The sequence below is a fragment of the Roseibium sp. genome (assembly GCF_050301095.1).
Classification (GTDB): domain Bacteria; phylum Pseudomonadota; class Alphaproteobacteria; order Rhizobiales; family Stappiaceae; genus Roseibium.
In genome coordinates, this window is record NZ_JBNKYW010000170.1 from 1 (window position 1) to 13466 (window position 13466).

The following is a 13466-nucleotide window of genomic DNA, read 5'->3' on the forward strand; positions in this document are numbered from 1 at the left end:
CAGGCGTGCCATGATGCCGTCTGACCGTTTGAACTGGTGTAGTGAAGCAGGTCCGGCCTGCCTGATTGCGGCTTTCCGTTCGCGGTGGTCGGTTATGTTATGATGCCTGTGGTGCCTTCGGTGAGGTGAACTTTTCATAACCTCGAGGAGATATGTCGTGCTGTCCATGTTTCGCCGACTTCTGGGCAAAAGCCCGCCTGTGAGACCGGACGAGCAAACGCACAACGCATCCGGTGGTTCGGCACCATCCTCTTCTTCGGAAGACACCCCCAAAGAACTTGATCTGGACGAAATGGTAAAGGCCGTCTTGCGGGCGGACGACGGGAATGTGTTCGAGACGGTGATGGACCAGTTCGCCACCTTTGCTCTTGCTCGGCGCGAGCTGCCTGGCGGCACGGTGGACGATGTGCTTGGCGCCATGATCTCGGCCATCGACGCGCGGCTCTGCGCACAATTGAACGAAATCCTTCACCACCCTGGTTTTCAGGCACTGGAAGGCGCCTGGCGCGGTCTGGAGTATCTAATCGCCAACGTCGAATGGGACGCAAAGCTGAAGCTTCGGGTGATGAATTTCAGCCGGGACGAGCTGCAATCCACGCTGAAAACTGCTTCCAGGGGGGCCTCGCCGCACGGGCCTCTATCAAATGCACTTTTTGAGGAGGTCTATCGAACTTCGGAAGGTGAACCCTATGGCGTCATGGTGCTGGACCAGGGGATCGCGAACAGCGCAGAAGATGCCGAGCTCCTGACCAATCTCGGACGGATCTGCGCGCGTGCCCAGACCGTGCTTCTCGCCGGGCTGTCACCGGCTCTCTATACATCCAGGGATATTGCCGGTGCGCAGGGGGCGAGCGGAGAAGGCGACCGGCCTGAGCTCGATCATCCTGCCTGGACTGAATTGCGTCAGAACTTGACCAGCCGGTACATTGGCATGTGCTTGCCGAGAATACTCGGACGGTCGCCCTATCGCGGCAACGCCGATCCGGGCGAAGGCTTTGTCTTCAATGAGGATGTATCCCCCGGGACGGCATCCGGCTTCCTGTGGATCAATTCGGCCTATGCCATGGCCGCAAACATTGGTCGCTCAGCCAGGACGTATGGTTGGGCCGTCCGAATTCGGGGTGTCGAAGGCGGCGGCGAAGTCGATGGCCTGCCGGAGGTTGTCGTGCCGTCCGCAGGCGGGAGTTCGGAGGTGATGCCGCCTGTCGAAATCGTGCTCGACGAGCGCCGCGAGGCAGAACTGGCAAAAGCCGGTCTGATACCGCTCCTCCATCGAAAACGCACCGCAAGAGCCGTGTTTTTCAGCGCGCAATCCCTGAACCTGCCACGTGCGGGGGAGGTTCTTGACCCTGAGCAGAAGGCCCGTGATGCCGTGCTTCGCCGGCTCCCCTATACGCTTTGCGCGAGCCGTTACGCGCACTGCATCATGCGAATGGCTGCTGATTGGCGCGAACCTTTGGGTGAAACGTTCGAGCGGCACGTTCAGGCCTGGCTCGACCGGTCAGTTCATCCTCGGCCCTGGGAGCTGAACCCGGAGCAAAGGGCTTTGTTCCCGCTCCAGGAGGCAAGGTTTACCTTGACCGGGGAGGGCTCCGGACAGGCGGCAGTGCTTGAAGTCATTCCGGGCTTTCAATTCGAAGGCCTTGGCGTTTCGATCAGGCTGCAGCTGACGCTGCCGGCTTGATTTTGGGGCAATGTCTTTGAAAGCCTGCTGGCAGCGTCCGGCTTGCCCAGGTCTCGTTCGGCAAGCGAACCGAGTGTTGGAGGATCAGGTGCCGCAGAAGGTCCGGTACGGGCCAAAAGAGTCCGGTGCCGGCTGGGCATAGGCCTCACGATCCTGCTGCTCCGTGAAGGGGTGTTTCAGGACTTCGAGCAGGGACACAGCGGGGGCATAGTCACCGGCTTCCGCCGCTGCAAGAGCTTCTTCCACCTTGTGGTTTCTGGGAATGTAAAGCGGGTTGGCCGTGTCCATCTGTTCTTTGGCAAGGCGGGGAGAAAGGTCTTCAGCGGACAAGCGGTCCTGCCAGCGGGTCAGCCAAGGATCTAGAGAGGTCGGGTCGACAAAGAGCCTGCGCGCCTTTTCCGGATCGCCGATTGCCGCGTCGCCGAGATGGCGGAAGAGCAGGGTGTAGTCGACCTTTTGCTGCTGCATCAGGGAAAGCAGGTCTTCAAAAAGGTCCTGATCGCCGTCAACTTCCCTCGTCAGGCCCAGTTTGCCACGCATGCCATGCAGCCAGTGCTGGCGGTACAGATCCGGGAAGCGGCCAAGTTCCGTGCTCGCCAGGTCCACGGCCTTGTCGAGATTGTCCGGCTCGAACAGGGCAAGGAGCGCTTCGGCGAGGCGGCCGAGGTTCCATTGCATGATTGAGGGCTGGCGCCCGAAGGCGTAGCGGCCGCCATGGTCGATGGAGCTGAAAACCGTCGCCGGGTCGTAGGCATCAAGGAAGGCGCAGGGGCCGTAATCGATGGTTTCGCCGGAAATCGTGGTGTTGTCGGTATTCATGACGCCATGGATAAAGCCGGCGAGCATCCAGCTGGCCATCAGCTCTGCCTGCCGTTCGATCACTCGGCTGAACAGACCGAGATAGCGGCCGTCCTGTCCGGAAAGATCAGGGTCGTGGCGGAAGATCGCATAGTCCGCGAGCTGCCGGACCTTGTCGGTCTGGCCCCTTGCGGCGAAGAACTGGAAAGTGCCGACACGCAGATGGCTGGCCGCGACGCGGGTCAGAACCGCACCCGGCTTCGGTCCCTCCCGGTGGACCATCTCGCCGGTGGTTACGGCGGCGAGCGCCCTTGTGGTCGGGATTTTCAGCGCATGCATGGCTTCGCCGAGAATATATTCGCGCAGGACCGGACCGAGAACGGCCTTGCCGTCGCCGCCACGGGAAAACGGGGTTGGGCCGGAGCCTTTCAGATGAATGTCCCGCCGTTTGCCGTTCCGGTCGATCACTTCACCGACGAGCAGTGCGCGGCCGTCACCAAGCTGCGGGGAAAAGCCGCCAAACTGATGGCCTGCATAAACCTGGGCGAGGGGAGAGGCTCCATCGGGTTGCACGGCGCCGGCAAAGACCGCAGCGCCTTCGGCTGTCTGAAGAGCGTCTGCCTCCAGTCCAAGCTCTTCCGCCAGTTCGCGGTTGAACAGCACGAGTTCAGGCGCCGGAACCTTCGCGCCTTCCCAGGCAACGTAGAACCCCTGCAGGTCGCGGGCATAGCTGTTGTCGAACTGAAAAAGAGGCGGTTTGGCGGTCATTGCGTGCTCGTGTTCGGTGCGCGGACAAGTGTCCCGTCGCTCCGGAATTGTGGGCCTTCATTCACAATATAGGTGTGTTTGCGGCCGTGTCCGCAGTTGTTTGGCGCTTAGGTCAGCGGAATCAGGCGCCATAGGCTGCCAGGAACACCTTCACGGCCGCATCGATGTTCATCTTGATTTCGGCTTCGTCAGGCGCCGGCCCGGCATTGAGTAGCATGCGGCGCAGAACGCCGGCAACGCAGAGGTCGAAGAACTGGCCCGCGGCAAGCTCCACGTCGCATGGTTTCAGGTCGCCTTTTTCGATGCGTTCCTGAATGAACTTGCCGAGTTCCCTCCGGCCCTGGCAGGGACCTGCCTGATAGACGAGATTGCCGAACTGGGGGAATTTCTCCGCCGCGCCGATCACCATGCGGAGCGTCGACATCTTTTCCGGACGGCCCATTTTTTCAAGGTAAATCCGGCCGATACGGCGCAGATCGGTCGCGATGTCGGACTGGCTGGTCAGAACGCCTGCCATCAGCTCGGCCTGACCAAGCCTTTCTTCCAGGATCAGAGCCTCGAAAAGCGCTTCCTTGCTGTTGAAATAGACATAAAGGGTTCCCTTCGACACACCGGCTTCGCGCGCGATGACCTCCATGCTGGCGCCGTCAAAGCCCTTTGCCCGGAAGACCTTGCGTGCGCCTTCCAGAATCTGGCGGCGTTTGGCGTTGTCGGACTTGTGGCCCGGATCTTCCGCCAGCTCCGATCTTTCACGGGTCAGTGTCTTCATTTCTTCCCTACTGAGTTCTTTTCCATTTTCACTAGGAGGTCACACGGCCTCTGTCAAACACCGGCCGGAAACCGCGCAAACAAATGAAGCGCGTACTTGTTCAACAATTCTGCACCCACCTCTTGCATCCACCAAGCCTGTAAACATATAAATGTCATTGACCGAACCGTTCAGTCAATGATTGGACGATCCATTTTGGGGCAAAGGAAATCGACGTGGCATTAAGGGAAGGCCGTACGGATGGCGGCGCAATCGGTGGTGGCCCGCAGGCTTCAGGCCCTTCCGATCCGGACTTGAGGGGCGCGCAAGCCGAAGACGCGGATTTGCCAGCGTCCGGAACGGCGGTTTCGCTGGACAATGGCGCTGAAGGGCACAGCGGCACAACACCGGCAATCCGGCCTCAAGCCGTTGAGACTGCTGAACCGCCGAAGAAAAAGGCAGGCAAGGCAAAACGTATCTTCACGCTCGTTCTGCTCGCGGGCCTCGGCTACGGAGGTTACCAGGGCTATCACTGGTGGACCGAAGGCCGGTTCTTTGCCAGCACGGATGATGCTTATGTAACCACGGACATCACGGTCATCCTGTCCAAGGTTTCGGGCTATGTTTCGTCCGTCGAGGTCGGTGACAACCAGCGTGTGAGCGCCGGGGAAGTGCTCTTCCGCATTGACGATGGCGACTACAGGCTCGCGGTTCGCTCGGCGCATGACGCGATCGAAAGCGCCCGGGCGACTGTGAACCGCATCACCACGCAGATTGCAGCTGCACGGGCATCTGTCCTTCAGGCCGAGGCGGCGGTTGATGCCGCCAGGGCGCAGCGGGACGAAGCCTACGCCAATTTCGACCGGCAGAAGAAGCTCGCGGACAACAAATTCGCCAGCCAGGCAACCCTCGACACGGCCGAAGCCGGCCGCAAGCGCACTCAGGCCAATGTTGAAAGCGCAGAGGCTTCCGTCAAGCTGGCCAAGGCCAATATCGACGTGCTGAACAGCCAGAAAATGGAAGCCGAACAGGCTGTCGCAGCGGCGAAAACCGCTCTTGCGAAGGCTGAGCGGGACATGAACTTCACGATCGTTCGCGCGCCTGTCGACGGCATTGTCGGCAACAGGGCGGCGCAGGTCGGGTCGCTATTGCAGCCCGGCAGCAGGATAGCGGCCATCGTGCCGCTGGCCGATGCCCATATCGATGCCAATTTCAAGGAAACCCAATTGGAGGGCATTCGTCCGGGGGCGGAGGTCCTGGTTTCCGTCGATGCCTATCCGGACCAGCCGATCAAGGGAACGGTCGAGAGCATTGCGCCTGCGACCGGTTCCGTCTTCAGTCTGCTGCCGGCCGAAAACGCCACGGGCAATTTCACCAAGGTTGTCCAGCGCGTGCCGGTCAGGATCCGGGTGCCTGCCGAAGAATTCGCCAGCGGTCATCTGCGCGCAGGCATGTCCGTCATCGTCGATGTCGACACCAGAACAGGCGGCAAACCTTCGCCAGTCAGCGTTTCGGCACTTCATTGACGGTCTCGGTCGCTCCTCCGGCCGCCACTCCGACTGATTGACTTCCATTCCATCCCCGCGGCCTCCAACCGCGATTTCCTGCCGGTGTCCGCCTTGGCGGGCACCGGTACAAAGGCAATTCGACATGAGTGAAGCGGTTCAGAACGCCTCCATCGACGGACGCAAGCTGTTCACCTTTCTGTTCATGGTGTTCGGCATGTTCATGGCGATCCTGGATATCCAGATCGTCTCTGCTTCCCTGTCGGAAATTCAGGCAGGTTTGAGCGCCTCCCAGGACGACATCCCCTGGGTTCAGACCAGCTATCTTATTGCTGAAGTCATCATGATCCCGCTGTCGGGATATCTGTCGCGCATGTTGTCGACCCGCTGGATGTTTGCTTTTTCCGCCGCCGGTTTCACCATAATGAGCCTGATGTGCGCGACGGCCACGTCCATTGAGGAGATGATCGTCTACCGGGCGCTCCAGGGGTTCCTGGGCGGAGGCATGATCCCGACCGTCTTCGCCACCGCCTACCTGATCTTCCCGCGCGAGAAATTCAGCATCATTTCCCCGATCATCGGTCTGGTGGCAACCCTGGCACCAACCATCGGCCCGACGCTTGGCGGTTATCTGACCGAATACGGGTCCTGGCACTGGCTGTTCATGATCAATGTGGTTCCCGGCATCGTGGTAACGCTGGCCGCCATCACCCTGATCGACTTCGACGAACCGGATCTTTCCCTGCTGGACCATTTCGACTGGTGGGGCTTTGCCGCCATGGCGGTTTTTTTAGGCTCGCTTGAGTTCGTGCTGGAAGAAGGATCAGGCGAAGACTGGTTCCAGAGCCATGAAATCCTCTTTTTCACCCTGCTGACCGCTGTCGGAGGGCTGGTGTTCTTTTGGCGGGCGTTTACCGCGAAGGAACCGATCGTGGATCTCAGGGCCTTTGCCGACAAGAACTTCGCCATGGGCAGCATATTCAGCTTCACCATGGGGGTCGGGCTCTACGGGCTGACCTATCTTTATCCGGTCTATCTGAGCGGTGTGCGTGACTACACTTCGCTGCAGATCGGCGAGACGATGTTCGTCAGTGGTCTGGCGATGTTCCTGACCGCGCCGCTGGCCGGCCGTCTGATGAACGTGCTGGATCCAAGGGTGATGATGGCGATCGGCTTTGCCGGTTTTGCGATCGGAACCTGGATGGTTACCGGGATCACCCATGACTGGGACTTCTGGGAGCTGTTCGTGCCGCAGATCCTGCGTGGCTGCTCGCTGATGATCTGCATGGTGCCGATCAACAATATTGCGCTCGGCATGCTGCCGCCGCAGATGATCAAGAACGCCTCCGGCCTGTTCAACCTGACGCGAAACCTCGGCGGCGCCGTCGGACTTGCCGTGATCAACACGCTTTTGACCAACCGGCAGGACTTTCATTACGAGCGTCTTTCGGAAACGGTGAACTGGTCGCGCCCTGTCGTCAACGAGACGCTGACGACTATGTCGCACGCGTTTAAATCGCTTGGAGAAAACGCGGAGAGCGCAGCGATCAAGACCCTTTCCGGCATTATCTCGCGGGAGGCGTTTCTGATGTCGTTCTCTGACATCTTCCTGATCCTGACGGGGTTGTTCCTGGCACTTGTGGCCGCGCTCTATTTCGTCGACAAGCCAAAGCCCGCCGGCTCCGCCGCTGGCGGTCATTGAGGACAGCGTCCCGGGTGAAGTTTCCGCAAGAAGCAGTCCACCGCCGCTTGCCTGGTGATCACTCTCCCGTCGCTTACCGGGGCATGACTACGGCACCTTGCCGGAATGCTTGCCGGCGCCGTAACCCGTTTTCCAGGCAGGGGGTGAAGACACGGCAGACAGGTTTCGCTTATCTTTGGATCCTGGGCGCAGCTGCTGAAGCCGCCGAACTGGAACGGGACAGGACAGGCGATCCATCGGTTGGAAACAGATCGGGCGGAAATCTCTTGCAGGAACTCATCAACCAGATCCGGGAAGCCTTCGATGCGGTCCCTCAGCCATCGGACGAGGAACTTCTGCATCCGGATTGCATGGACGATTGCGATATCCTGCAATTCTACGGCGGTGTGCGCTGGCAGGATATGAGCGATGAGATGATCGTCTATAACTACGCCGCGCTGACGGCCTTCAGCCCGAAAGCCTTTCGCTACTACCTGCCGGCCTATCTTCTGTGGACCTTGAGAAACGCCGACAGCATCGAATACGTGGGGGAGGCGGCCTTGCGGGCGCTCGATCCGGGAGCACCAAGCGAAATGCTGCATGACTTCCGGAAATCGCACTATTCAGATCTGGATGCGGGGCAGATCGAGGCGGTCAAGGTCTTCCTGACACTTCTCGGCAACCATCCGGATCTCGGAGAATACGCCGATGAGGCTCTGTTGAACCATTGGCTTGAGGCCTGATGCGATTTCGTCAGGCCGCGGCGGCTTCCTCGGCCTTCTGCAATCCTTCGCGCAAATGCTCAAGGTTGCTCTCTTCCGCGTAATGCATCGTGGAAAGGAAGGTTTCGATGGTGAATTCCGGATCGAGGCGGATCGCCCGGTCGAGATGCGCGCCGGCAGCCATCTTGTCGCCGAGCCAGCTGTAGGTGGCCGCCACAAAGGCGTGCTGGACGGCATCCATGGTCGACAGATGCATGAAGGCTTCGATGGCTTCCTTGTACTGCCGGCTGGCAAAATGGGCTTTGCCGAGATGGCTCCAGAACCGCTCGGGATGATGCGGGTTGAGCCGCATTGCCTTGCGGATCCACTCGATGCCTTCCTGTGGCCGTCCGAGCCAGGTCAGCAGTTCGCCCTGCTGAACAACGACGAGGTCGTAATTGGGATTGAGTGCCAAAGCCCGTTCCTGGTGGTAGCGCGCCCGGGTCAGGTCGTTCCGGATCACGCTGATGGACGCCAGGATCCGGTGCACGTCGGCATCGTTGTCGTCCAGCGTCTGCGCCTTTTCCAGCGAACTCACGCAGGTCTCGAAAGCCTTGTCAGGATCTTCGTTCCAGCCGTAGACCCAGGACTGTCCCAGGATACAGCCGCGCCAGGCATAGGCGTGGGCGTAGTCCGGGTCGAGCTCAAGCGCCCGTGCGATCAGTTTCTGCGCCTCGGCGTTTTCTTCCCGGTTGGAGCGGTGGTGACGAACCTTGGCGGCCAGAACGCACTCGTAGGCGGCAAGGCTGGAGGGCTTCTTGCGGGCCAGCTGATCCTGCTGCGCTGCCTCGACCCGGCCGGGAAGCGTTGCGACGATGGAGCTTGTGACTTCGTCCTGGATGGCGAAGATGTCGTCGAGCGTGCGGTCGTATTTCTCCGCCCAGATATGGGAGTCCGTGGCGGTATCGATCAACTGGACGGTAACCCGCAAGCGGTCGCCGGCTTTCCGGACGCTGCCTTCAACCAGATACTGGGCGCCGAGTTTCTGGGAGACATCCCGCAGGTTCACCGCCTGTCCCTTGTAGACGAAGGTGGAGTTGCGGGAAATGACGAACAGCTCGTGACGGCGGGAGAGTTCCGTCAGAATGTCCTCGGTCAGGCCATCGACAAAAAACTCCTGTTCCGGATCGCCGCTCATGTTGGCGAAGGGGAGGACAGCAATCGTCGGCTTGACCACCGCCTTGCGCTCGGCGGGAGCGCCGCCGGCCTCGGCAGTGCGTGCTTCGTCGGCAGGCAACGCCTGCCAGACGCGTATGGGCCGGGCAATATTCTTCAGGGTCCGTTCGCCAAGGTCCTCGAAGGCGATGTCGAGCCGCTCGGAGACCTGGTCGTAAACGGCCTGACTGACGCAGATGCCGCCGACTTCGGCAAGCTGTTCCAGCCTTGCGGCGACATTGACGCCGTCTCCATAAATGTCATCGTCCTCGAAAATGATGTCGCCGAGATTGATGCCGATGCGGAACTCGATCCGCCGGTCGGCGGCAACGTCTGCATTGCGCCGGTGCATCCTGAGCTGGACTTCCGCCGCGCAGCGTACCGCATCGCAGACGGACTGGAACTCGACCAGCATGCCGTCACCGGTGGTCTTGATGATGTTGCCCTGGTTCTTGGCGATCGCCGGGTCGATCAGTTCGATCCTGTGGCTGCGCAGGCGCGCAAGCGTACCTTCCTCATCGGCTTCCATCAGCCGGGAATATCCCGCCATGTCGGCGGCAAGGACAGCGGCAAGCTTGCGTTTCATGCGGGGCCTCCAACCTGATTGTGAATCTAGCAGGTTGGCGGCGAAAGGAAAGCGTGATGGAGACTGAGGGAGGACGAATACATGTCCGGACGGCAAATGGTCTTTCTTCGCTGAAGAGGCGTTTATTTTCATTCACATCCAAACCAACACGTATGACGGGAAAGGAACCTGCAGCCCTCTCAAAAAGGTGCAATCCGTCAGACATGGCCCGTGCGAACGGGAGACACCAGCAGAACTCCTGTCCTGCCGGGCAACCTTTGCAAGAACGCCTGAACTGCGGGTGTTACGTGGTCCTGGCTTTAATGGTTTTCCGGCCGCCTTATGCTATTCTGCCGGGATCCCGGATGATCTGTATTACCGTCTGCCTACAGGCCCCGTTTGGGTCCGAAACGAACCCTGCGTTCCAGACGTCCTCCACCGACACGAGTGAGTGCGGGCTTTGGAGGAGGCGGGGCATCGTCGGCAGCTGCCTGTGCGTTGACGGCGACACGGTCGCCGCTCAGTCCCGCGGCCAGCCTTTCGGCGATCCAGCGGGCTGCCTGGGGCGCGGCGACGCTCGAACCACCGAGGGCAACCCGTGACCCGCTGCGCGAGCCGGCGCTCAAAATGCCGCCGAGAACCGGCGTATCGTCGCTGACCGCTGCCGCGTCAGGACCGGTCCGTGTCGGATTGAGGGCTCCGAAGGCCGTCGTGATCGGACCTGCGGCGGAATAGTCCGCCAGCCTGTTGCTGGTTTCGACATATCCCGCCAGCACCGAGGGACGTTCGCCACAGGCAAATCCGCTGAGTGTCCCGCTGCGTGTCACGAGGCAGCCGGAGCCTGACGGGTCAATTGGCAGGGACGCGCCGTAACTGTCAAAGCGCTGGTAACAATCGTTGTCGAAATAGGATTGGCGGCCGAAGGCCGGAAAACCGGGCAACGTTTCGTCACGCCGGATCCACACCTCCAGCCGGTCGGTTTCCGTCAAGGACACGTTCAGGATCTCGATCTTCCAGACGCCGGAGGGCGCGAGGCCGCTGGTGACGTCGTGATGAAAGGTCGGATGGGCGCATATGGTGATGCAGCCACGGTGTGTGGGATCATGAGGCGGCGCGTATACGATCCGTCCGACTTCCTCACCCTGAGCAGAGTGCAGGATGGCGAAAGAGCCGGTTGTCGTCGTGACGGGGTCGCTTTGGGGGCCGCCGGGCGGCGTTACGCGCACGCTTGCCAGATTGGACGTGTCGGTAAGCGGTGGCATCCAGATCTCTACATAGCTCGCCGTGCGGTCGTCGGGCTGTATCCGCCAGTCGAGCAAGGCAGGGTCTCCGTTCGCCGTCGCTTCGGCCGTGAACGTGATTTCCGCATGGGTCCTGGCCAGGTTGCCGTTCCCGGCCGGTAGGGTGACCTGGATCTGGTGCTGAGCGGTCGCCGCGAGTTCCGTGTCGATCTTGGCTTCTATGATGCCGGTTCCGTCATGTGGCCCGGCGAAATTTCCGAAACTGAAATTGACCACAAGGGGAACGATCCTGGTGTGGTCGTTAGTCTGCCGGAAGCGTTGCGCGTGTTTCTTGATGAAATCGATCGCGCGTCCGAGAGAGGGAAGGATCTGCGTGCCGCTGACGTCCATAGTGATGTCGGTTGGCAGCTGAACGCAGATGATCGGGCGCCTGTCGTCCATCGTTCCCGGTTCGTAACCTGCCGCGAGGCCCATTACATGGGTGCCGTGCGAGATACGCAAGGATGCGGGCTTGAAGCCCGGTCGATCAAAGTCGATCAACCCGCATTGCCTGTAGAAGCGGTCCTCGTTCAGCAGCTTGCCGGAAATGTTGGCCGCCAGGAAACCGTCGATCTGGTCCTGTGTCAAAGCCCGTCCCTGCGGGACGACGGGGCCTCCGGATTTGGGCTCTGCATCCATAATCCAGGCAAATGCAATCCGCGATTTCTTCAGATCAGATTTTCTGAAGAACTCATGCCCGAAGGCAATGCCGTTGTCGATCACAGCAATGACGACCGCCTGATCGTTGACCAGGATCTGTGAAAGATCTTCCGACATCGTCACCGCGCTGGTTGCAAGCTGACTTTCGGGAACGATGGTTCCCATTAGGAGGCGCCTGACGTGGAACGATTTGGGTTTCTCGTTGATGGCGCGTAGAAAACGCTCCTTCGCATAGAGCGCGGGGTACTGGATATCGGGCCTGGCCGAGCGCTCTTTCTCCGTGTAGCTGTCCGGAACGATCAGCGACCCCTTGAGGCCTTCGCTGCGCTCGACCATGTCGAGCAGTTCGTTCAGCGCGACGCCCTCAAGTTCCAGAAGAACATCCCACCAGGGATCGTCACGCCCGGATGAAAACTTCCGGGTCACCGCGAGGCGCCATTCCAATACGGGATCGAACAAGCCGTTCTTGTAGATATCGTCTGATGTGGTCATGGGGCCGAACCTCCAATGAAACTGCAAGCCGGTTACACGCCACCGTTTTCCGAGGCGTCGTCGCTGTCGCTGCCGCCTGCCGGCACTTCGTCACCAATGCCTCCCGAAGGCATCGCGCCACTTGCCGAGCCGCAGATGTTCCGGATGTCGAGCCATTCCCGTTTCGCCTGCCTCCAGAGCCAGGCCAGGGGAGCGGATTGGAGAGCGTTTGCATCCAGCGCGGTAGTCGTCTCATCGGCCCAGGCGCCGGGATCGAGTTGCGCATGGGTTTCCGGGTTGTAGAGTTGCGTCCAGTCGAAATCCCGTTCATCCGGGTACTGTTCGCCGTCAAAGGTCCAGCCCTTCAGTTCCGTTGCACCCAGGCACCGGCCCGCGAAATAGGCGCCAAGCGTCAGTCCGAGGATTGCACCGGCCTCGCTGTCGACTGGAAAATGCACGCCCGCCACGGTCCGGTTAATAGCGATCCGCGCAGCCTGACGCATGAACATCCGGCCCCAGATCGCATCGTCATAGGGCACGACGCCAGCGTCTCTCAGCAAGAGCCAGAGCACCCTCGCAAGGGTGAAGGATTCGGTGGCGTGGCCGCTCGGTAACGTGCCATGCGTCGGGGTCAGTATCATCGGCTGAATCTGGGGCGAAAACTCAATCGGCCGCTTGCACGCCAGGGCATATTTGACCCTCATCTCGGCCAGGTTGGCCAATCCCTGCGCCATCGAAAGAAGTTCGATCGTATAGGGTGTCCGGGAGGGGTTGATGAAGGCAATGGAGCGCAGGAACTCGATCGGCGTGCTGAGCTGGGCAATGACTTCTGCTGCCCGGTCCGGCCGCAGGTCGGCGTAGTTGGCAACCAGATCAAGCTGTTTCTTGAAAATGGCCATGGTCGGCCGAACCAACGTTGCCAGCATCTTGTAGGCGGCCGCGGGCGGATCCCCCTCGCTGGAGGCGGGTGTCACTTCCAGATGCCAGACCCGGGCCTGTCCCGAGCATTCCCCTTCTCTTTGAAAGGTGAAGCCAAGTCGCGAGGCCAGTTCGAAAACGAAAATGCTTCGCCGGACTTCAGGTGACAGGCGTGCGAGATAGTGCTCCTCTTCGGGGCAGTTTTCCACGATATCGGCGGTGACCTGCTGCCAGGTCCCGGCAATGCCATCGCGGTTTGTGATCAGGGCATTGACCACCAGGGGAGCATCAAAAGAGGGGATGCCGCCGAACCCTCCAAACCCGCCGAACCCTCCAAAACCGCCGAAGCCCCCAAACCCTCCGAAACCGCCAAAGCCGCCAAAGCCTCCAAAACCGCCGAAGCCCCCAAAGCCGCCTTCCTGAAGTGATGTTTCCTGAAACGTCATGGCTCAATCTCCTTGTTTCATAACTC

General features: G+C 60.4%; 9 protein-coding genes. 4 read left to right on the forward strand and 5 right to left on the reverse strand.

Translation table 11 applies throughout. The annotated features are described in order from the left end of the window. The first annotated feature begins 166 nt into the window (after positions 1 to 166). Positions 167 to 1684, forward strand: a complete 1518-nt coding sequence (gene tssC / locus ACQY7U_RS15650; RefSeq protein ID WP_428646248.1) for a type VI secretion system contractile sheath large subunit — start codon at positions 167 to 169, stop codon at positions 1682 to 1684. An 84-nt stretch (positions 1685 to 1768) separates the two neighbouring features. Here tssC and ACQY7U_RS15655 read toward each other — a convergent pair whose 3' ends face one another. Together ACQY7U_RS15655 and ACQY7U_RS15660 are read right to left on the reverse strand one after the other, a co-directional pair. After that, positions 1769 to 3250 (reverse strand): protein adenylyltransferase SelO, encoded by a 1482-nt coding sequence (locus ACQY7U_RS15655; protein WP_428646095.1) that lies wholly within the window; start codon positions 3248 to 3250, stop codon positions 1769 to 1771. A gap of 121 nt (positions 3251 to 3371) precedes the next feature. Further along, positions 3372 to 4019, reverse strand: a complete 648-nt coding sequence (locus ACQY7U_RS15660; protein WP_428646098.1) for a TetR/AcrR family transcriptional regulator — start codon at positions 4017 to 4019, stop codon at positions 3372 to 3374. Between the two features lie 215 nt (positions 4020 to 4234). Here ACQY7U_RS15660 and ACQY7U_RS15665 point away from each other — a divergent pair, with 215 nt between their 5' ends. From ACQY7U_RS15665 to ACQY7U_RS15675, 3 genes are all read left to right on the forward strand, one after another. Then, entirely contained in the window at positions 4235 to 5524 is a 1290-nt protein-coding gene (locus ACQY7U_RS15665; protein WP_428646101.1) for an HlyD family secretion protein, read from the forward strand. 124 nt (positions 5525 to 5648) lie between these two features. After that, on the forward strand, positions 5649 to 7205 hold the full coding sequence (locus ACQY7U_RS15670; protein WP_428646103.1) for a DHA2 family efflux MFS transporter permease subunit: 1557 nt from the start codon (positions 5649 to 5651) through the stop codon (positions 7203 to 7205). A gap of 266 nt (positions 7206 to 7471) precedes the next feature. After that, positions 7472 to 7927: a DUF6714 family protein gene (locus ACQY7U_RS15675; protein ID WP_428646106.1), complete on the forward strand. Its 456-nt coding sequence runs from the start codon at positions 7472 to 7474 to the stop codon at positions 7925 to 7927. Between the two features lie 10 nt (positions 7928 to 7937). On the opposite strand, the gene ACQY7U_RS15680 is transcribed toward ACQY7U_RS15675, so the two are convergent. The 3 genes from ACQY7U_RS15680 to ACQY7U_RS15690 all read right to left on the reverse strand — a co-directional run bounded on the left by ACQY7U_RS15680 (position 7938) and on the right by ACQY7U_RS15690 (position 13440). Further along, on the reverse strand, positions 7938 to 9686 hold the full coding sequence (locus ACQY7U_RS15680) for an adenylate/guanylate cyclase domain-containing protein (protein WP_428646109.1): 1749 nt from the start codon (positions 9684 to 9686) through the stop codon (positions 7938 to 7940). Positions 9687 to 10051: 365 nt separating this feature from the next. Further along, positions 10052 to 12097 carry a hypothetical protein gene (locus ACQY7U_RS15685; protein WP_428646112.1) on the reverse strand — a complete coding sequence of 682 codons (2046 nt, stop codon included), beginning with the start codon at positions 12095 to 12097 and terminating at the stop codon, positions 10052 to 10054. A gap of 32 nt (positions 12098 to 12129) precedes the next feature. After that, positions 12130 to 13440, reverse strand: coding sequence for a phosphatase PAP2 family protein (locus ACQY7U_RS15690; protein ID WP_428646114.1), 1311 nt, complete (start codon positions 13438 to 13440; stop codon positions 12130 to 12132). Positions 13441 to 13466 lie beyond the last annotated feature (26 nt).

Excerpts from the sequence above, each read along its gene's own strand:
- tssC (WP_428646248.1), top strand. The coding sequence starts at position 167 with ATGTTTCGCCGACTTCTGGGCAAAAGCCCGCCTGTGAGACCGGACGAG.
- ACQY7U_RS15655 (WP_428646095.1), bottom strand. The coding sequence starts at position 3,250 with ATGACCGCCAAACCGCCTCTTTTTCAGTTCGACAACAGCTATGCCCGC.
- ACQY7U_RS15660 (WP_428646098.1), bottom strand. The coding sequence starts at position 4,019 with ATGAAGACACTGACCCGTGAAAGATCGGAGCTGGCGGAAGATCCGGGC.
- ACQY7U_RS15670 (WP_428646103.1), top strand. The coding sequence starts at position 5,649 with ATGAGTGAAGCGGTTCAGAACGCCTCCATCGACGGACGCAAGCTGTTC.
- ACQY7U_RS15680 (WP_428646109.1), bottom strand. The coding sequence starts at position 9,686 with ATGAAACGCAAGCTTGCCGCTGTCCTTGCCGCCGACATGGCGGGATAT.
- ACQY7U_RS15685 (WP_428646112.1), bottom strand. The coding sequence starts at position 12,097 with ATGACCACATCAGACGATATCTACAAGAACGGCTTGTTCGATCCCGTA.
- ACQY7U_RS15690 (WP_428646114.1), bottom strand. The coding sequence starts at position 13,440 with ATGACGTTTCAGGAAACATCACTTCAGGAAGGCGGCTTTGGGGGCTTC.